The 20,696-nt window shown below is 38.7% G+C and carries 17 protein-coding genes and 1 pseudogene; 12 read left to right on the top strand and 6 right to left on the bottom strand.

What is annotated here, in order from left to right; genetic code table 11:
* The first annotated feature begins 352 nt into the window (after window positions 1-352).
* Complete coding sequence (locus ACZ9AO_RS12105; RefSeq protein ID WP_476109146.1) at window positions 353-1,087, top strand: alpha/beta fold hydrolase; 735 nt, start codon at window positions 353-355, stop codon at window positions 1,085-1,087.
* Window positions 1,088-1,712: 625 nt separating this feature from the next.
* On the opposite strand, the gene ACZ9AO_RS12100 is transcribed toward ACZ9AO_RS12105, so the two are convergent.
* From ACZ9AO_RS12100 to ACZ9AO_RS12085, 4 genes and pseudogenes are all read right to left on the bottom strand, one after another.
* Window positions 1,713-2,561 (bottom strand): TVP38/TMEM64 family protein, encoded by an 849-nt coding sequence (locus tag ACZ9AO_RS12100; protein ID WP_476109145.1) that lies wholly within the window; start codon window positions 2,559-2,561, stop codon window positions 1,713-1,715.
* Window positions 2,562-2,923: 362 nt separating this feature from the next.
* On the bottom strand, window positions 2,924-3,061 hold the full coding sequence (locus ACZ9AO_RS12095) for a hypothetical protein (RefSeq protein WP_476109144.1): 138 nt from the start codon (window positions 3,059-3,061) through the stop codon (window positions 2,924-2,926).
* A gap of 386 nt (window positions 3,062-3,447) precedes the next feature.
* Window positions 3,448-5,329: pseudogene (asnB, locus tag ACZ9AO_RS12090) on the bottom strand (asparagine synthase (glutamine-hydrolyzing)).
* 363 nt (window positions 5,330-5,692) lie between these two features.
* Entirely contained in the window at window positions 5,693-6,409 is a 717-nt protein-coding gene (locus ACZ9AO_RS12085) for a GntR family transcriptional regulator (RefSeq protein ID WP_063596531.1), read from the bottom strand.
* Between the two features lie 281 nt (window positions 6,410-6,690).
* Between ACZ9AO_RS12085 and ACZ9AO_RS12080 the strand changes: the two genes are divergently transcribed.
* From ACZ9AO_RS12080 to chbG, 5 genes are read left to right on the top strand one after another with little or no spacing between them, the layout of a single operon-like run.
* Window positions 6,691-6,999: a PTS sugar transporter subunit IIB gene (locus tag ACZ9AO_RS12080; RefSeq protein WP_048684685.1), complete on the top strand. Its 309-nt coding sequence runs from the start codon at window positions 6,691-6,693 to the stop codon at window positions 6,997-6,999.
* A gap of 4 nt (window positions 7,000-7,003) precedes the next feature.
* Window positions 7,004-8,353 carry a PTS sugar transporter subunit IIC gene (locus ACZ9AO_RS12075; RefSeq protein WP_034313464.1) on the top strand — a complete coding sequence of 450 codons (1,350 nt, stop codon included), beginning with the start codon at window positions 7,004-7,006 and terminating at the stop codon, window positions 8,351-8,353.
* Window positions 8,354-8,370: 17 nt separating this feature from the next.
* On the top strand, window positions 8,371-8,718 hold the full coding sequence (locus ACZ9AO_RS12070; RefSeq protein ID WP_095678825.1) for a PTS sugar transporter subunit IIA: 348 nt from the start codon (window positions 8,371-8,373) through the stop codon (window positions 8,716-8,718).
* Window positions 8,715-10,058, top strand: coding sequence for a 6-phospho-beta-glucosidase (locus tag ACZ9AO_RS12065; protein ID WP_048684678.1), 1,344 nt, complete (start codon window positions 8,715-8,717; stop codon window positions 10,056-10,058). The genes ACZ9AO_RS12070 and ACZ9AO_RS12065 overlap by 4 nt, the downstream gene beginning before the upstream one ends.
* The gene (gene chbG / locus ACZ9AO_RS12060; RefSeq protein WP_476109143.1) at window positions 10,055-10,786 is read left to right on the top strand and encodes a chitin disaccharide deacetylase; all 732 of its coding nucleotides are present in this window, start codon (window positions 10,055-10,057) and stop codon (window positions 10,784-10,786) included. Before ACZ9AO_RS12065 ends, chbG begins: the two co-directional genes overlap by 4 nt.
* A 63-nt stretch (window positions 10,787-10,849) precedes the next feature.
* Here the strand turns inward: chbG and ACZ9AO_RS12055 are convergent, their stop codons facing one another.
* Together ACZ9AO_RS12055 and ACZ9AO_RS12050 are read right to left on the bottom strand one after the other, a co-directional pair.
* Window positions 10,850-12,031: an NAD(P)/FAD-dependent oxidoreductase gene (locus ACZ9AO_RS12055; RefSeq protein ID WP_063594794.1), complete on the bottom strand. Its 1,182-nt coding sequence runs from the start codon at window positions 12,029-12,031 to the stop codon at window positions 10,850-10,852.
* Between the two features lie 39 nt (window positions 12,032-12,070).
* On the bottom strand, window positions 12,071-12,508 hold the full coding sequence (locus ACZ9AO_RS12050; RefSeq protein ID WP_048883030.1) for a helical membrane plugin domain-containing protein: 438 nt from the start codon (window positions 12,506-12,508) through the stop codon (window positions 12,071-12,073).
* A gap of 1,003 nt (window positions 12,509-13,511) precedes the next feature.
* On the opposite strand from ACZ9AO_RS12050, the gene ACZ9AO_RS12045 reads away from it, so the two are divergent.
* The 6 genes from ACZ9AO_RS12045 (at window position 13,512) to ACZ9AO_RS12020 (ending at window position 20,463) form a co-directional block, all read left to right on the top strand.
* Window positions 13,512-13,964: an SMI1/KNR4 family protein gene (locus tag ACZ9AO_RS12045; protein ID WP_476109142.1), complete on the top strand. Its 453-nt coding sequence runs from the start codon at window positions 13,512-13,514 to the stop codon at window positions 13,962-13,964.
* A 72-nt stretch (window positions 13,965-14,036) separates the two neighbouring features.
* Window positions 14,037-14,744, top strand: coding sequence for a response regulator transcription factor (locus tag ACZ9AO_RS12040; protein ID WP_476109141.1), 708 nt, complete (start codon window positions 14,037-14,039; stop codon window positions 14,742-14,744).
* Entirely contained in the window at window positions 14,741-15,802 is a 1,062-nt protein-coding gene (locus tag ACZ9AO_RS12035; RefSeq protein ID WP_251542515.1) for a sensor histidine kinase, read from the top strand. Before ACZ9AO_RS12040 ends, ACZ9AO_RS12035 begins: the two co-directional genes overlap by 4 nt.
* A gap of 96 nt (window positions 15,803-15,898) precedes the next feature.
* Window positions 15,899-16,675 carry an ABC transporter ATP-binding protein gene (locus tag ACZ9AO_RS12030; protein WP_251542517.1) on the top strand — a complete coding sequence of 259 codons (777 nt, stop codon included), beginning with the start codon at window positions 15,899-15,901 and terminating at the stop codon, window positions 16,673-16,675.
* Window positions 16,653-18,593 (top strand): FtsX-like permease family protein, encoded by a 1,941-nt coding sequence (locus ACZ9AO_RS12025; protein ID WP_476109140.1) that lies wholly within the window; start codon window positions 16,653-16,655, stop codon window positions 18,591-18,593. The genes ACZ9AO_RS12030 and ACZ9AO_RS12025 overlap by 23 nt, the downstream gene beginning before the upstream one ends.
* 547 nt (window positions 18,594-19,140) lie before the next feature.
* On the top strand, window positions 19,141-20,463 hold the full coding sequence (locus tag ACZ9AO_RS12020; protein ID WP_251542520.1) for a sensor histidine kinase: 1,323 nt from the start codon (window positions 19,141-19,143) through the stop codon (window positions 20,461-20,463).
* Window positions 20,464-20,696 lie beyond the last annotated feature (233 nt).

Genomic DNA, 20,696 nt, shown 5'->3' with positions numbered 1-20,696 from the left:
TAAATACCTATATCAGAGAATATAATAGGTAGGCTTTATATGTGCTTTTTATAAGTATCAAGGGTCTACATAAGAAACTTTATATTTAAACAAGGATGGAAGCATTGCATCAAAAATGCATAAATAGCGATATTACTGTTAAGCAGCCATTGAAAAACGTGGTAACCAGCTTCTTTCGCGCCTTGATTCTTTTTTAGATTAAGTATAGATGACTTATCCGTCTACATGAGGAAAATGACATAAGATATTCAAAAGAGAAGGAAGTCCCATAAGGAAATGAAGAGCAATACCAGTATCTATGTGCGTTAGTGAAAGTACTTAGAAATAAATTTTAGGGATAGTGAGGTGTAAAATGAAAAAAGTTATGAAATATATTCTCGTTAGTATAATTCTATTAATGATTATCGCTTTCGGCGCCTTTTATATATGGTCAGAACAAACATACAAACCATCAGATGAATTGTATGCGTTAGTTGGAAAGGGGGATATAAAAAAGGAAAATGGGTTTGTCACATTCGAACCAACAAAAAACAAGAAAGTGGGCATTGTCCTGTATCCAGGTGCTAAGGTTGAGCCCGAAGCATACGGTTATTATGCAAAAGAATTAGCGAAAGAGGGATATACAGTCGTTATCCCGGATGTAAGGTTCAATTTCGCTTTGTTTGATAAAAATAAAGCGACGGAAGCTAAAGATGCATATCCAGCAGTGGAGAAATGGTACGTTGCCGGACACTCGTTAGGAGGAGTGGCCGCCACCGCATATGCTTATGAAAATCCAAAAGAGGTGGAAGGGATTATCCTCCTCGGTTCATATCCCAGTGACTCGAATGACTTTTCAAAAATGAAAGTTCCTATGCTATCGTTATATGCAGAATATGATGGGCTATCTACAGTAGAGAAGATTATGAAGACAAAGCACTTACTATCTAAAGAGGCAAACATGCATATGATAGCGGGGGGAAACCACGGTCAATTTGGTGTATACGGAAAGCAAAAGGGAGATCATGAAGCGACTATCTCAGCTAAGAAACAACAAGAAGAGATGATAGCTGTCACAAAAAAATGGCTTGATCAGAATGGGGAATAAGCCTTATTAAATGCCCTCAATGAATTAAAATTGATGGCATTTTAATACCGAAATATATTTTGACTTGGAAAGAAAGACAAAAGAAACGGATGGATTCTGGGGATACAAAGATCGAAGCAATCAGACCAAACTGTAGACAAACTCAACGAAAATGAAATTTTTGTCTATAGTTTTTTTGAGTGATTATAAGGAATGTGGCTGCGATATCAGCTGAGGTGGCAGAAGCTTCTCTTCGTTAAGAGATGGGTTCTTTGGCCAGTCATGTGCCATTTTTGAATCTTGCCATGTCCAATTGGGCATCCTTCTTTTTTAATTTCAGGAAAGATAAACATCACCTGAATCTAAAATTATTTATCCCCTTTTAGTAGTCTAACTCAAAGCATGCTTTCTTTTCATATCCGAATATCGTTTAAACATTTTTTGTCAGTTAGCCTTCAGAGGTAAGGATACATTAATATAGCAATTAGAAGATGGCGATTGAGTACTATGGCAAATTTAAAGTTAGACGGTTGACATGGGCCATTACCATTCATTCCTAACCAAATAACTTCAAGGGGAAATAAAGTTTTCGAGAGTGCTCCAGAGATGCCTACTGATATAACCAGCGTGTTTCCATAAAATGCTACTATTCCATTTTTCTTTTCTTTAAAACCCATTTTACTAATATTGATAAAGTAAACAATCCACCAGCAGTAAGTGACACAGCCGATATTACTTCCTGCCCTGTAAGGGAGAGGGCTTTCGCCAAATCTACTGAATATGAAAGTGATGAGACTGTCAGTAATTTTGATAGGCAAGCTATCAGGATAAATCTTCTGAAAGAAACGCCGCCTATTCCCGCACCGAGGCAAATGATTTCATCTGGTAGAATCGGGATAATGAACAGAAGGAACAGGATGGCGGTTTCATTTTTTTTCACATACTCCTGATAGCTTTGCAAGTGCTTTTCTTTAACTAATTTTATTGCAAGCTTTTGCCCTCCAATTCTAGCTAAAAGGAACATGGTTGCTATTCCGGAAATAGTTCCTGAATAGCCTAGGTATGCTGCGTTAAATGAGCCTAATACTGCACTGCCAGCAGGAATCGTCACAGCTTCAGGCAAGGGCAGCACGATTGGCTGAAGGAAACAAATAAGGAGGAAAAGGAGCTTGCCCATTAGGGTACTTCCTCCTAAGACGCTCTTCAAGCTGTTTGCATCTGTCAGCACCAAAAACTTCGTTGTATAAAAGATCAAACAGACTATAATCAGTAATATGCTCAAGTTCACTAAGGCGAGCCTCGTAAGTTTTAAATAGTTTACTTTTTTCCTAATTATCAAGACAAGATCAATAGACAGAATGACTATTAAAATGACTGTAACTATAATTTTATAAATTATCAGCAACGATGGCAAAAACACATACACGCACACGGCTGCAAAAGCGACCATCAATAAATGCGTCCACAATTCAGGCAGTTTCTTTTCAAGAATCACAGAATTCTTTCTCCTTTAGGTGAATTTCCTTTGTGTGATTAAGTGTACTGGCTAAGCCATCTTTAGAAAACGGACCTGGGATTTAACGAATAGTAAGACCTGAGGCTTAGATTTCTTGTGGATCTGCCAAAAATCTAAATGCAGCAACCTGCTTTGCAAGATCTCCGATTAATCATTTGCCCTTTTTTATTAAGAGTGTTATTGAGATTAAGGATGCTATAAATATGATATAACCAAAAAAAACGGAAGAAACCCCGTACTTGTATGAAATTCTTAAACCCTTATGAAATCCCCTTTGAATTTTCGCCTAAAGTTAAGGTTTTGGGGCTCTACGCGCCACTATGTTAGACCATTTTTGGATCTCACCATGTCCAATTGGCTATCTTCTTCAAATTAATGGAAGCCTTCATTTTACGAACCAAATGGTTCGGTGGACCCAGTTGATTTAAAGTAATCACTTCAAGTTGATCTCTTTGAATGGAATCATGTTTAGAAAGCATTCTCATCACCTCAAGTTTTAATACTTCTATTTTAAAGCAAAAATGACTCTAGGCAAAAGTGTTCTATCTAAAAGGTAAGCCGAAGATGATTGGAACGGAAGGTACGAGACTCCTGCGGGAAAAGCGCGACTAGGGGAGACCCCGCAGGCGAAAGCCGAGGAGGCTCCCCGACCGCCCGCGGAAAGCGGGTGCCCTACGTTCCAATCGACGTCCAAATGTACAAGCCATAAAAATAGACAAACTCGATTTTCATCGAGTTTGTCTACAGTCTGAACCCCCGTTCTTGTATGACGGGGTTCAGTTTATCGCAAAAGTCCTTCGGAATTAAAGAGCCGCGCCAAATCGAACTAAGTTTATTTTATGAGTAATAAGCACTTAAGCAATATTCAATTTACAACATATTGTGAATTCTTTTGGGGCTCATATTGTTTTTCTATATAAATTTGATGCCAAGTCATAAACGTCAAAATGGTCCAGAGCTTCCGGCTGTTGTCCGCTTTATTATTTACATGGTTTTCAAGTAATTTCATAATTTGCGCTTTGTTAAAAAGATAGTCAGTCGGGCTTTCCTGGATTAACCTTACTGCCCAATCGTATAATTCATCCTTCAACCAATGTCGTATCGGAACAGGAAAGCCTAGCTTTTTTCTGCTCCATACATGTTCCGGCACTATCCCGCGGGCAGCTTTTCGAAGCATATATTTGGTCGTTCCATTTCTAACCTTTTGATCCATATTAAGTTTTGATGCCGTATTGAAAACGCATTTATCCAAAAAGGGAACTCTCACCTCTAAAGAATTCGCCATGGACATTTTATCAGCCTTCAATAAAATATCACCTTTTAGCCAAGTTTGAATATCAATGTTTTGCATTTGGGTTATAGGATCATACCCCAAAGAATTTGAATAGATGGGATTTGTCACTTTCTCATTTTCTAGTCCGTTGAGATAATTCACAAGTAATAGTTTTTTCTCTTTCTCGCCGAATATGTTTGCGTTCCCGATATATCGGTTTTCTAAAGGTGTCACTCCACGCTCTATAAAACTCTTTCCTCTAACACCTTCTGGCAAAACAGAGGAAATCGCCTTCAACACTTTGTTCAATGGTGTTGGAAAATAGGAAAACATGCGCAGGGAATGGGGCTCCCGGTATATATTATATCCGCCGAATAATTCATCTGCCCCCTCACCGGGCAAGGCGACCTTGACGTGTTTTTTAGCTTCCCGGGCGACAAAATATAGTGGAACGGCAGCAGGGTCCGCTAAAGGGTCATCCATATGCCAGATGATCTTTGGAAGTTCCGCCAAAAATTCTTCAGGACTTATAATATAACTTATATTTTCTACATTCAGTGCGGCTGCTGTTTCCTGTGCAACGTTTATTTCACTATATCCATCTCTTTCGAACCCAACAGAAAAAGTTTTGATCTTAGGGTTAATCTCTTTTGCGATGGAGCAGATAAATGATGAATCAATCCCACCCGATAAAAATGATCCAACTGGAACATCACTTCTCATATGGACGTTTACAATCCATCAGAGTGTCTTGTATTTCTTTTATGACTTTTGAATCGTCTATATTGGAAGGGTGAAAAATAGGTTTCCAGAACCTTTTTATATCCATTTTCTTTCCAGGTTCTTTAGTGAAGTAATGCCCAGGTAATAATTTTTCAATATTCTTGGATAGGGTCGATGGTTCTGGAACATATTGAAAACTGAGAAAATGCTGTAATGAATTCATATCCAGCTCTTCATTCATGGCTGTCAAAATACTCTTTTTTTCTGATGCAAAATAAGTAACATCATCTTGCTCACAATAGAAAAAAGGCTTGATTCCAAAGTGGTCCCTTGCACCAAAAAGCTTTAGCTCGATTTTATCCCAAATGACAAAAGAGAACATGCCTCGCAATTTCTGGACAGTTTGCTCTTTTTGGCTACTAAAGAGGGCCAATATTACTTCCGTATCAGAATCTGTCGTAAACTTATATCCTTCATCAATGAGTTCTTTTCTTAGTTCAATATAATTATAGATTTCGCCATTGAAAATGATCCAATATCTTTCATTTTCATATGAAAGGGGTTGGTTACCATTATCTATATCGATTATGCTTAATCTCCTAAATCCAAAATTCACAAACTCATCAAAGAAATATCCTTCATCATCCGGTCCCCTATGGGTAATGATCGTGTTCATCTTTTGAATCGTTTCTTTCATATTTGAATTTATGGCTTTCGGATATTCGTGAATACATCCAACAAAACCGCACATAAAATCCACCTGCCTAATTAATTAATTCTTTTATGAATATTTTTAAAAAATAGGTATAAAGTTGAATGCCATTAAGTAGAATGGAATCTCCTAGTCTTCAAGATTAGGTGATTATGATATATTTGTCAAATTTACTCATAAAATGAATGTATTTGTAATTATGTAAATATGTATAAGATGCGCAACAAAAAGAGGCAATCGTTATGATTGCCTCTAAAAGAAAAATAAGTTTGCATGCAGTTTTTATTAAAAAAACGTTCCAGTTGATTGGAGGGAATTCAACGTTCCAATCTTACAAACACTAAAAAAATCGAGTTTGTCTACAGACTATGATGCCTTAATTAATAAGGCATCCGTCTTATTTCAATAGTTCCGCTCGATGACAAAGTGAGCACGATCGCCTCTAAAGAGAGTTTTAGAGAATTCAATGACCGAGCCGTCATTCTCATATGTGTAAGTTTCCAATGAAAAACAAGGTGAGCCGTTCGGTACGTCCAATTTGTCAGAAATAGAATCGTCGGCAAGAGAAAACTCCAAGTGTTCGACCGTTTTTTTTACTTTTAAATTGAATTGTGTCTCAAGTACTTTAAAGAGTGATTTTTCGCAGGCTTCGATATTAAGCCCGGGTGTTTTATACCAAGGGAGAAAGGCAATTTCATATTGAAGGGGGATATCGTTTACGTAACGTATCCGTTCCAGTTTATTTACGGGGTCTCCAATATTTTGTTTGAAAAGCTTGGCAAGGGTAGCGTTTGCTTCAATCACCTTTAAGCTAATGACCTTTGTCGAAGGGTTTTTTCCTTGCATCGTGACTTGCTCAGAGAACTTTTCAACCGTGCTTGAAAGAAATTGCTTCACTTTATTTTCCGAAACGAAAGTCCCTTTGCCCTGAACACGGTAGATGTAGCCTTCGACGTTTAATTGCTGTAAGGCCGTGCGAACTGTTGTCCTGCTTACTCCGTATATTTTACAAAATTCTGCCTCAGTCGGTAATTTTGTATTTGTTTGATATTCGCCATTTTTTATGAGATCGATAATCGATTCCTTGACTATGGAATGTAATGCCGCTTCTTTATTCATGGTCTCCACAGTGATTCCTCCTATGTTCATTCCCAATATATACATATAGATTATCTCGGATAAGTTCAATAATCAACTTTAATTCACAAATTTGTAGTAACAAATTAAAAATTGTGTTGATATTTTCTCAATTTGTAACTACAATGTATGTATGGAGGCAATAATACCCATTTCACTCAAGGGGAAGTGATAAAAAAGTAACATCGGTTATTTATAAGAAAGCGGTTTCAACTCACTTGAAAATACTGAATAATCAATCATTAAAAAGGGGGGTAATTTAAATGAATATATTATTATGTTGTTCTGCAGGGATGTCTACTAGTTTATTAGTTACCAAGATGGAGGAAAGCGCTAAAAAACAAGGGGTAGAATGTCATATATGGGCTGTCGGTTCTACAGAAGTGAATAATGAAATAGATAAAGCTGATGTGATTTTGCTAGGTCCGCAGGTTAGATACCTTCTTTCCAAGTTACAGGAAGCGGGGAAAGAAAAGGGAATTCCTGTCGCAACCATCAATCCGATGTTCTATGGACTATGTAATGGTGAAGAAGTGCTAAAACAAGCCACTACTTTAATAAAAGGAGAATAAGGATATGATGACTTTTATTGATAAGTATATTATGCCTGGGGCGGTAAAGGTAGGAAATAACCGGCATTTGCTTGCAATTCGTGACGCATTGATTGGAATGATAGCGATTACAATGATCGGGTCATTCGCCGTCCTGTTTAATAATCTAGGGCAAGTCATCAAGCCTTACGGAAGAATGATGGAGGCCATCTTCGGTCCTGCATGGAATACGCTCGGCGGTGATATTTGGTTTGGAACATTTGCATTCATGACGGTATTCGCTGTATTCGGCATTTCTTATAAATTGGCACGATCATACGGTGACGATGGTTTTGAAGCGATGCTGGTATCCGCAGCCTGTTTCTTCTTACTATTGCCTCAAATCGGAAATGTCACTTTAACCATCGATGATAAGGATGTTACTGGCGGGGCATGGGGTTTTGTAAGCGTAAACTATTTTAATGCTACAGCCCTCTTTACAGGAATTGTCGTTGCCTTGATAGCCACTGAAATATTTGTGAGACTTTCCCGGGTAAAATATTTAGTCATCAAGCTTCCTGATGGAGTTCCTCCTGCGGTTGCCCGTTCATTTGCAAAGTTAGTGCCGGGTATGGCAACGATCTTTATCGCTGGTATATTCGGACTGCTGTTCCGTAAAGCTACGGATGGGCAGGTATTGAATGACTGGTTGAGTAAAGTGATCGTATCTCCATTACAAAGTGCAGTAGATTCATTGCCATTCGCTATTTTACTAGTATTTCTTGTTCATTTATTATGGATGATCGGTTTGCATGGACCCAATATCCTTGGCGGGATAACGACACCGCTTTTTGAAAGTTCAGGAGTGAAAAATATCGATTTATATGCAAAAGGCGTCAAAGACATGGACCAATACGGGGTATTGGCGGGTTCTTTCCTGGATGCATTTGTTTATTTAGGCGGATCTGGTGCAACACTGGGCCTCATCATTGCAATGATCATTGCCGGCCGGAAACGGTATAAACAGATGATTGCACTCGGAGGGGCGCCAGGAGTGTTCCAGATTAACGAACCCATTCTTTTCGGATTGCCTATCGTTCTGAATCCAATGTGGTTCATCCCATTTGTTCTCGGCCCAGTAATTACAACGGTGATCTCTTATATCGCGGTAAGCAGCGGAATGGTTTTCCCGATCGTCGCTAAGATTCCATGGGTTACCCCGCCGATTGTGGGTGGATTCCTGGCCACAGGCGGACATGTATCTGGAGCGGTCCTGGCTGCAATCAATCTAGTCATTTCAACAGCTATTTATTTACCATTCGTTTATGCTCAAGTGAAGATAGACACCAAAAATGAAACAAAGCTTACAAAAGATTCAGAAACGCTAAGCCTTTAAGAAAGTAGTGATGAAAAATGGAAAAAGAAGAATTATACCAGCTATCCTTTCAATTGATTTTATATAGCGGGAATGCGAGAAGCTTTGCAATGGAAGCGTTGCAGGAGGCAAAGAAGAAGGATTTTGATTCTGCCCGTTTGAAAATCGCCGAGGCGGAAACGGAATTACTGCAAGCCCATAAATACCAAACCCAATTAATCCATGCTGAGGCAGGCGGGGACTCTTTTGATCTTCCCATTATCCTGGTGCATGCACAAGATCATTTAATGACAGCGATGACTATGAAGGATCTTGCAATTGAAATGATCGATCTACGCGAAGAATTTTTACATGCAGATGCTGTGAAGGAGAGGACTGCTGAATGAGCAAGGGGTTGAAGATCGTCACGATTGGCGGAGGTTCGAGCTATACGCCTGAACTGATCGAAGGTTTCATCAAATATCATGAAGAACTTCCTGTGAGTGAAATTTGGCTCGTGGACATCGAAGCGGGAAAGGAAAAGCTTGAAATTGTCGGGAATTTGGCAAGAAGGATGATTGAAAAGGCTGGTGTGAATATTGAAGTCCATCTCACGCTGGATAGAAAGAAAGCGCTTAAAGGCGCTGATTATGTAACAACCCAGCTGCGGGTTGGCCAGCTCGCAGCCAGGGCTCTTGATGAAAAGATTCCATTGAAACACGGAGTGATCGGACAGGAGACGAATGGACCAGGCGGGCTTTTCAAGGCCTTTAGAACGATTCCCGTCATTCTGGATATTGCTCATGAGATGGAGGAATTATGTCCGGAAGCATGGCTGATTAACTTCACGAATCCTGCAGGAATGGTAACGGAAGCAGTTCTGCGTCACAGTAATATTTCCAAAATCATCGGACTCTGCAATGTGCCGATTGGGATGGAACGAGGTGTTGCGGATTTGATGGATGTAGAGCCATCAAGGGTCCGTATCGACTTTGCTGGGTTGAACCATATGGTTTACGGCTTGGATGTATTCGTTGATGGCGAGAGTGTCAAAGATCAAATCATCCAGTTGATTACGGATCCAGCTAAAGCTGTCACGATGAAGAATATCCATGCAATGGGCTGGGAGCCGGAATTCCTTAGAGCGTTGAACCTGTTTCCGTGTCCATACCACAACTACTATTATAAAACGGGTGATGTGCTGGCCCAAGAATTGAAGGATGCGGAAAAAGGGGAAACACGTGCAGAGGTCGTTCAAAGACTTGAAGCAGGCTTATTCGAGCTATACAAAGACCAGGATCTGGCTATCAAGCCGCCGCAGCTTGAAGAGCGCGGAGGTGCCTACTACAGTGATGCGGCTGTGCGTTTGATTTGCTCGATGCATACGGATAAGCGAGATATTCAAGCGGTGAATACGGTCAACCATGGTGCGATTGAAGGCATCCCGTACGGATCGGCGATTGAAACCAGTTGCGTGATAACTAAGGATGGTCCTAAACCAATCAATGTAGGAGAGCTTCCTGTCGCTGTCCGCGGATTAATTCAGCAAATCAAATCCTTTGAAAGGGTAGCCATCGAAGCTGCAATTTCGGGGGACTATGATACTGCGTTGCTTGCCATGACGATCAATCCACTCGTTCCAAGCGACCGGGTTGCAAAACTTATCTTGGATGAAATGCTGGAGGCACATAAAGATTATTTGCCGCAGTTTTTTGAAAAAAAGGAGTTACAGGATAATTTATCATGATAGAAGTCCTTGTAAATGCAGATGATTTCGGGTTAACTAAAGCGGTGAATTATGGGATTTTGGATAGCCACAAATATGGAATTGTCAATTCGACAACGATCATGATGAATGCGAAAGCAACGGAGCATGCGATTGAAATCGCCAAGAAAACACCATCGTTGAAGGTAGGTATTCACTTAGTCCTGACATGGGGGAAACCTTTGTTGAGTGATGTTCCGAGTTTGGTTGACGAATCTGGTTTCTTTAAGATGCAAGGTACGGTATATGGGGATCCTGCCGGCATTTCCTTGAGCGAATTGGAGAGGGAGTGGTCAGCACAAATCGTAAGATTCTTGGAATTTGGCCTATTCCCGACTCATTTCGACAGCCATCATCATGTACACGGGATCAAAGCATTTATACCGGTTATTAAAAAGCTGTCAGATAAATATGGATTGCCAGTGCGTAATGCCGGAAGGCACCTTGCAGGGATTCAAACCGTTACAGATGTATTCCTGGATGATTTTTATGGAGAAATGGTGGTTGAAGATTACTTTCAAAACTTGAAAGGGAGGACAATGGATGGGGAGAGTGTGGAGATAATGACCCATCCTGCTTATATGGATGAAGAATTGATGGAAGTCTCCTCTTATAATGATATACGCTTGAAAGAAACCAGGATTTTGACAAAGGCTAAATTACCTGAGGGATTTTCACTTAGATTCAGCATCAACCAAGTAAAGATTTGATTTCAAAAGAGGACCATTCATCAAAAGATGAATGGTCCTCTTTTATTGTGCTTTATCTTAGAATTAATAAGCCAGGCTGAATAGGGCTTTGATGTGTGATAGGTAGCGAACATTACTTGCTTCTTTCATCAATGTAGCCGGCAGGCCTTTAAGGGACGTGTTATTGGCCCCAACGGTTGCCACCGCATCCTTACGGCCTAGGCTCGCAAGTGTACCTGAGTTTACAGGTGAGAATTCTTCAAGTTTCTTGCCTTCAAAGGCTGCATATAGGTTGTATCCAACAAGCTCACCCATTTGCCAAGCATTTTGTGCAGTAGGAGCGTATGGACGGCCGCCTTCTGGAGGGAACGCAACGGCACTGTCGCCGACAACGAATACGTCATTATGGGATTTGGATTGCAAATACTCATTGACGGTTGCTTTGCCGCGATCCACTTCAAGGCCTGATTCGCCTACGATAGGAAGAGCCGCAACTCCGCCTGTCCAAACAAGCGTATTGGCCGTTATCGTTTGTCCGTCTTTCAATTCGATTTGATTTCCTTTAACACCCGTTACAGGCAGACCTGTCAAGAATTCAACGCCGCGTGCTTCCAAGCTTGTCATGGCACGTTCGATTAAGTGATCAGGCAGGACCGGAAGGATTTTTGGACCAGCTTCCACAAGCTTGATTTTCAAGTCCTTGAAGTCCACTCCGAACTTTTTGGCGATTTTAGGGAAATGATCCACGATTTCACCGATTAACTCAACGCCCGTCAATCCGCCGCCGCCAATCACGATGGTTGCGTCCGCTTCATTATTCGTTTGAGAATATTCGCGGATGCGATCTTCGATATGTTTGTAAATCTTGTTAGCATCATTTACGGATTTCAAGACCATGCTGTTTTCCTCAAGTCCCGGAATGCCGAAGAATCCTGTTTGGCTTCCCAAAGCAACAACCAGGGCATCATAAGATAATGTGGAACCATTGGCAAGTTTCACTTCTTTATTATCAACCGAGAATGACTCCACTTTGGAAATGACAAGGTCGATATCTTTTCCTTTGAAAAGCTTTTCCAACGGAATGGAAACGGCTTGTTCAGAAATGGATCCGCCTGCAAGACGGTGCAATTCGGTGATGATTTGGTGCGTTGGAAATTGGTTCACCACTGTAACCTGCACTTCATCTTTATTGTAATATTCACGTACGGATAAGGCAGATAGTAATCCTGCGTAACCTGCACCTAAGATGACGATTTGTTTTGACATAGTTAATCCCCCGTCCTTACTGATTGAAAGTTTATCAAATTATTTTTGGTTTTTACGTTCTGAAGAGACTTCAAGAAAAGCTTGGGCGAAACGGAAAAGCTTTTGTGCTTGCGGATCTTTCATCATTTTTAACAAACCAAAAAGACCGATCACATCATTATTCGCTTCTGCACGATCCTTAGCTTCGATGGCATTTGCCGCAAGCCCTTTCACTGAATGGACCACAGGTGTCGCGATCTCCGAAATGGCGCTGACCGTATCATTTTTCAACACATCATCAGTTGCAACCGATTGAGCGAAATCATAAGACTTTGTTAAAATATTCACTAACTCAGTCAGTTTTGGTAACTGCTCGACTAAAGTGTTCAATGATTCCTGAACCTCAGGCTTTAAAAGCTGATCTAGGATATCCAATTGCTCTTGGTTTGCAGAAATATTAAGTGTTTCATGTTCAGGTTTTGAGATTACATCTACCATATCTAATTCCCCTTTAAACTTAATTATTTTGATTTATGTTTTTTCCGCCGATACTACTAATCATACGACTCTAATCTCTTAATTTCAAATATTTCTTTTGTGATACGAATATAATTTTATCGTAATAATTAAGAGTTATTTGGTGGTTTTTTTGATTTATCTTAATATTCCAAAAGAATATTAAGGTTATTCTGGTTATAATACCTTAAATAAAGAGGGGTATTAGAGACATTCTACCTTGTCATTCCTATAATAATAGACCTATAGCAGAAACCTTTTTATTTTGCTTGTATGTTTGTTTTGCTATAATGTCCATAATCTTTGACGGAATGGGCCTCGAGAATATTTTATCTGATTTAGGGTATATACTATTATCGGAATTGGAGTTGATGCCCTTGGTAGAACGAAGGATGTTAAAGGTACGTGGTGAGATTATCGAAATATCCTCTAGGTATAATGAAAAATATAGTAAATGGAATTGTACAGCTAAAGTTCCTAATAGTTCCATCATTGCTTATTGTCGTGACAAGAATAAGCTTCGTGCTGAGACAGTTTCTATGAGCAGGTTATTAATTACGTATGAAGACTATAAAATTGTTTGATAAATAGAGAAAAGGCGCCCAATCTTGAAGATGAAGTGGGCGCCTATTTATAGAATAATATTTTTATCTGCGAAATCGGGAATATATCTTCGAAAATGGAGATATATCATCGAAAACTTCTGATTTATCTGCGAAAGTATACGATTTATCGATTTTTCGACAAAACTTCGATTAAAAAAAGCTATTTTCTTAGTGAAAAGCAACGAAATTGTCAAAAAATATATCAGAAAATACTGAAAAGGATAGTAAAATTATGTTAATATATTTAAAAAAAGTATTATTTTCTAAAGTAATAATGAATAATTTATATTTAAAGGATCTCCATTATGAAAAGGTATTTATAAACAGCAATTAGTTCAATTGATTTTACTACAATAAAATGAAATGGAGTCGATACAATGGTGAGTATTACTGGATATGGGAAAGCGAGAGAAGAAGCAGTGAATAATTTTCAGGAATTTGTGGGTTTTGAAATTCCTGAAGATTATAAACAATTTCTCCTTAAGTATAATGGCGGCACAACTACGGTTCAAAACTGTAAGTTTTATGTGGATGGATTAGACACACTTGTATGCTTACATGCACTTTATGGATTAGAGCTTCTAGATAAAGAACTGGATTTACAGAAATGGCATGAAGAAAACAGAGAAGACTTACATAAGAATTGTATTATAATAGGTAATGATACATGTGCAGGTAAAATTTTGCTGATAAATAATGAAGAAGAAAAGGGAGTTTACTTCTGGGATCAGGGTTGGTATTCGGATCCATCAAGCCAGGATGAAAACATTTATAAAGTTGCATCGAGTTTTAAATCCTTCATTGAGGGATTGAAAGTCCCGGAGGAAATCTAATTTTATTGTAATCCCCTTGATTGGCTCATGCCATTCAAGGGTTTTTATTGTCATGTTAATGAGGAGATAAAAATGTATAAAATATTATTGGTTGAAGACGATCTCAAAATAGCAGGAATCTTGGTCAATTATTTAAAAAGGTACGGGTATGAGGTTTTTGAAGTGAAGCAACTGGACCAAGTTTTTGCGGAGTTCCAAGATATAAAGCCAGATTTGGTTTTATTGGATATTAATCTGCCCTATTATGATGGGTTCCATTGGTGTCGGCTAATAAGGACGGTTTCGAAGGTTCCTGTCATATTCATCTCTGCAAGGACAGATGAAATGAACCAAGTCATGGCCATTGAATACGGGGGAGATGACTATTTAACAAAACCGTTTCATTTGGAAGTGGTGTTAGCGAAAATAAAGAGTGTCCTACGTAGGGTGTATGGTGAATATGCGGATATATCTTCATTCCACCAACAAGTAAAGGAAATGGAGGGATTAACGCTTTATACGGAAAAAGCGACGATCGAATATCAAGACAATCAGATAAATTTAACTCAAAATGAGTTGAAATTATTGAGTTGTTTACTACGACAGTATGACACCATTGTCTCTTGTGAAGAATTACTTGAGGCATTATGGAATGATGATTCATTTGTTGATGACAATACATTGACCGTCAATGTCACAAGGGTACGGAGAAAACTTGAGGATATTGGCGTCAAGCATGCCATAACAACTAGCAGGGGAAAAGGATATCGACTAAAAATAGTGCAAGGTGAAGAAATGTGAAACTGAAATCCTTTATAAAAGACCGTCTTTATTTTATATTTTATACCGTTCTACTGGTAAGCCTGCTTATCATTGCTTATGCATTAGCCGTTCTGGAAGCGGGGAATCACATATCGATTTCAAATATCATCTATTTAATTATTCTCGCGTTGTTTATGATGCTTATATTTTTAGCGGCCGATTACATAAGGCAATACCGTTTCCTTAATCAATTAGCAAGGATGAAGCAAGAACCGAGCTTGTCTTTTGAATATGTCGAAGCCTTTAGGGAACCTTTAACAAATGAACAAAAGTTGTGGATGGAACTTTTTCAACAAATGAACAAGGTAACTATTGGGCAGTTACAAGAACAAATCAAACAGAAGGAACAATATGAGCTGTTGATTCATCAATGGGTTCATCAAATGAAGACACCTGTTTCAGTCATTTCCTTACTGATTCAAGAAGGCAAAAGGACATTTTCGAATGAGCCGATGAAGGATTATCTTAAAGAGATAGAAGAAGAGAATGATCGATTTCGCAGAGGGCTGGAAATAATATTGCATGGAGCAAGGCTGCAGCGTTTTTCAGAGGATGTAAAATCGGAGCGGGTTGACTTAATTAATCTGGTCAAGCAAGTAATTAACGAGGAAAAAAAACAGTTCATCAAACGGTTCATATATCCCAGGCTTGAAACGGAGCTTGAGAATGTATATGTGCATTCGGATCGTAAGTGGCTCCACTTCGCCATTAGTCAGGTTGTCTTTAATGCACTGAAGTATTCACGGCAGGAAGAGCATGACAGCATAACGTTCAATATCATTGAAAAAGAGTCGGAGATTTTCCTTAGGATAACAGATCAGGGAATTGGAATAGTCCCACAAGATGTAAAACGGGTGTTTGATCCATTTTTTACTGGTGAGAACGGGCGAGTCAAACAAGAATCAACCGGAATGGGACTATATCTAGTAAAGGAAATCGTTAACAGACTTGGGCATGTCGTTACCATCCAATCGACTGTATCCGAAGGGACTACTGTGGAGTTTCTCTTTAAGACAAATACCTTACATGAAAGGTGACAGAATTGTAAGGGTGTTAAACGAATATGTAATAAACTTCGATGGGAGCCTCCCGCTTTATTCATTATACTTACGGTAAGAAAGGGAGGTAGAAGGATGTCAATTTTAAAAGCAGAACAATTATCCAAAACTTATTTTCAAAAGCAGGGGAATTTATTTCATAAGGCGTTACATAATTTCACCATGAATGTACAGAAAGGGGAATTTGTCGGCGTGATGGGTCCATCTGGCAGCGGGAAAACCACTTTGCTTAACTTAATGGCCACGATTGATAAGCCCACCACAGGTAAAGTCGTTCTAAATGATCAAAATCCCAATGAATTAAACAATCAGGACCTGGCATTATTTCGCAGGAGGGAAATTGGATTTGTTTTTCAGGACTTCAACCTTCTTGATACACTTACCGTTCGTGAAAATATCCTCCTTCCTTTAGCGTTAGATCATTATAAACTGCAGGAAATGGAATATAGGGTAAATCAGTTGGCGAACCTCCTTGGTATAGAAGGGATTTTAGAAAAGCGGACTTTTGAAATTTCCGGAGGTCAGCAGCAACGAACGGCTTGTGCAAGAGCGATGATTCATGAACCTTCCATTATTTTAGCGGATGAACCTACTGGTAATTTGGATTCCAAATCTGCCAAGCAGGTAATGGATACCCTCACGACACTTCAGGAAAAAAAAGGAGCAACCATTCTCATGGTCACTCATGACCCGACTGCCGCCAGTTTCTGTGACCGTATCCTATTCATAAAGGATGGCAGGTTCTTTTCGGAGGTTCACAGCGGAGGGGAAAGGAAGAGCTTCCATCAAAGGATTTTAGATACGTTAAGCGTTTTGGGAGGAGTCTATCATGAACATCCGACTTCTCGCTAAGAGAAATATTCAAGGAAATGCTCAACGTTATCTAGCTTATTTTTTCAGTATCGTCCTTTCCGTCTCAATCTTTTTTATTTACGCATCGTTTATCTTTCATCCAGATGTGGTCCATGCGAATATTCCAGGGGGAAAGCTAATTAGCAGGGGACTTATTGCAGCTGAAATAGTGATCATCATATTTTCAGTTTTTTTTATCGCTTATTCCAATGCAGCATTTATACAGCCGCGAAAAAAAGAGTTTGGGCTGCTGACACTGCTTGGAATGTCCAAATCCCAACTTAGAAAACTGATTTACCTGGAGCAAACGATGGTTTCCCTCATATCTATCATGATTGGAGTAGGCTTAGGGTTTTTGTTCTCAAAGTTATTCTTAATGGCAGTTTCTTGGTTATTGGCTGTAGAGCAACCAATATCATTTGTCTTTGTTCCTGAGGCCTTTGTTTATACAATTGTTGGTTTCGTTTTACTATTTCAGCTATTATCGCTCCTATCATTGTTCCAAATAGGAAATGCGGAGGTAGTCGATTTACTAAAAGATAAACAAAAACCCAAAAAGACTCCCTTCGTTTCAAAGTGGTTAATTGCATTATCAGCAGTTTGCTTAAGCATTTCTTATTATTTGGCAGGCACGATGTCGTTGAACAATTCTTATATTCGAGTAATGCCCATAGTATTTTTCGTACTGATCGGCACCTATTTTTTATTCAGCCAAAGCATTGTCGCTCTATGCAGCAGGCTTTACCGGAAGAAGAAAAGCTTATATGGCGGAACAAATTTAATTACTCAAACAAACCTGATCTTTAATATTAAGGACTATTCCAGGTTATTCTTTTTGACCTCGATCATTACAGCCGTGATTTTGACAGCTGCAGGAACACTTTTCATGTTCAGTGCAGATTTAAAAAAGCAAGGGATGGATAACATTCCGCAATCAATTGGCTGGATTGAAAATGATGCCTCCGTTTATTCAGTTATTGAACCATCCGCAGTGGAGAAAATATTAAAGGAAGATGGATTCAAGATCCTTTACGAAGTAAATATGACTGGTGTGCCCATCACCCACATGCTACCCCATATGAGAACGGGAGAATCCAGTGAAAATAGGTCATTATTAATCTCGGAAAGTGATTATAACAATACGGCTGCATTACGAAAAATTGAACCAGCAAAGTTATCTGGAAAAGAAGCATTATACATTTTTCCTTATGGAGGACTGGACTATCAATTCGTCCATAAGGGAGAACAAAAGGAGCTGCACTTTGGCAATCGAACCATTCAGGTAACAATGATTGGTCAGCGCAATCAATCGATAGTCGCACCCATAAAAGCGGCAACGACCTTGATGGTGGTTGATGATCAGCTGTATCATGAAATCACTGCTGATGTGCCATTAAAAGAGATGGCAAGAGTACGGGGGTATGAAGTTAAAGGTTGGGAAGAATCAATGGAAACATCTAGTGAAATCGAACAAATGTCTAATAATCCTAATCATAATCAACTGCAAACAAGAGCTCCGATTTATCAAGAAATGAAACAGGGTAGCATATTGATTCTTTTTATAGGCTTGTTTGTCAGTCTATTATTCTTTATCGTCCAAGGGAGCATGATGTATCTGCGAGTTTTTACGAATTTAGAAGATAAAAAAATCCAAATCCATGCCCTTCATCGATTGGGGTTGACAAAAAAAGAAATACGGCAAATTTTAAGTGCCGAAATACGCATCCTCTTTTTCGCTCCTTTTCTGATAGGGGTGATTCATGCCATAGTCGCCTACGTGGCATTAAGAAATTTATTGGGATCGAATTTGTTTGTCTACTCGGCCATGGTCATCGCAACGTATTTTCTTTTTCAACTGCTGTACTATCAAGTAACTAAAAAGATGTATGGGCGGGCAGTCATCAATTCGATTAAATAGAAGCTATCATATGTAAATGGAATCAGGGAATCAGTCCTCGATTCCATTTTCTTTTTCAGGAGGTCTTCTCATTGAAACGGCATTTTCATTGATGATAAATTAGTTAATATGCACTATTGAAAGAGGAGTAATCTGCTATTGCACAAACCATATGAATTATGGTGTGATTTTACAGGTGAATCTTTTACAATCTTTTAATATTTTCATATAAAGGGTAAAATTATTTATTTTAAGCAAGAATATCGAACCCCGCATCATTTATTTTTAACATTTTCACATACACAATTATACTAAAAAAATTATTTTGTGGAAATAAAATAATTTATTGGAAATTATTAATAATAGACGTGGTTTAGATTAAAACATAAAAGGTCATATGATCAAAAAAATAGTGGGTGATCTGTTAATTACTTGATTTATTATAGTATTATATGCCTGGGGTTATAGAGAATATTAGATTTTTCCCTATTTCTTTATCCCTTAATATAGTAAACTCAGAATAGGTTCGTTAACTTTTAGCTGCTAGAGATGAGGTAAGTTTAATCCTATGAAAAATAAAAAGTTAAGGGCACTTCTTTATTTGACCATACTTTTATTGATAGTTTTCATTCTTCTAAATATGTTTTCAACATATTTAAGCATTAAAAATTCTGTGCAAAAATCCGTTGCTAATCAAAACTTGGTAGCTGCTAGATCTATAGCCGACTCGATGGATATGGAGGCCTATCAGCGATTTCTCAATAACCAAGTAAAGAGCCAGGATTATAAGGATATAAAAGCTTACTTAGAGGATGCCCGTGAAAAAATAGGAGCACTATATGTTTATACCATCATGATTGATAATCCCACAGTATCCAAGTGTATGATTACTGGATTTTCTAAAGATCATAAAGGGGATTTTCCTATCGGTGGTGCATGTACTGTTCCGCCGGAGCAGGTCAAACAGGGGTATGAAGGCAAAAGCTTCATTACCGGGATTCTAGAAGATCCGGAGTATGGTGAGTATTTGACTGTGGGAGTGCCAATGAAAAATCAAGAAGGCGACATTATTGGTTTTTTGGGCATTGATGTGAGCGCGGAAGATATTAATGCCATTAACGGCAAGGTATTGAAAAGCAGCATTGCCATTCTTGTTTATAATGGTGGATTTGTCATCATGCTGTTGGTTACCTTTTTTGTCATTCAAAAATGGTATCAAAAGGAACTGACACGTGAAGTGGGGGATACGGAAGATACGTATCAATCGGAATTTCAATCTCTATTTGCTTCAGTCCGCTCATTAAGGCATGATTTTTCCAATCATATTCAGGTGATACATGGACTGCTTAAATTAGAGGAGAACGCAAAAGCACTCGAATACTTAACAGGGCTTTCAAAAGAAGTGCATTCAATTGAATCGATGAAATTGGATGTGATTCATCCGGGCTTATCTGTCCTGTTGGAGACCAAAAGGCTCTCGGCCCAGAATTATAATATCGATATTGAAATTGATGTTTCACCCAAATCCTTCAATCGGATCAAAACAATCGATTTGATAAAATTATTATCAAATGTTATCGACAATGCTATTGAGGCAACAATTGAATTGCCAGAGCAAGAACGCCGAATGAATATTGCCTGCAAAGCTGATGATGAAAAGTATACGTTTATGGTCACGAACACAGGACCAATGATTTCGGAATTAGATCTGGAGAATATATTCGCCAGCGGTTTTTCAACCAAAAAGGCACAAAAGGGCAAAGTTCGCGGACAAGGATTGTTCATCGTCAAAGACTTAGTGAACAGATATGATGGAGAGATTTATGTACAATCCTCTGAAAAAGAAACAACCGTTACGATGATCATTCCCGTAAATGGAAAAATGGGCTAAATTGATCCAAAGGAAACACATTTGATAAGAAGGTATGATCCCTCAAAGGAATCATACCTTTTTTATATAAAGGTGACGATTATTACAAGTGAAAAATTGAATAAAAGTACCTCAATTGGACATAATGGGTAGATGTTTAGCTGCTCTCAACGAGATTATGATAAGATAGGGAAAAAATCATATAAGGCAGTGAGATTGTGAAACAACAAAAAGGAAAACTTCTCGTTATCATT

Source organism: Peribacillus sp. TE19612 (assembly GCF_056279465.1).
The sequence above is the reverse complement of the archived record's forward strand: the minus strand, read 5'-3'. Positions and strand labels throughout refer to the sequence as shown.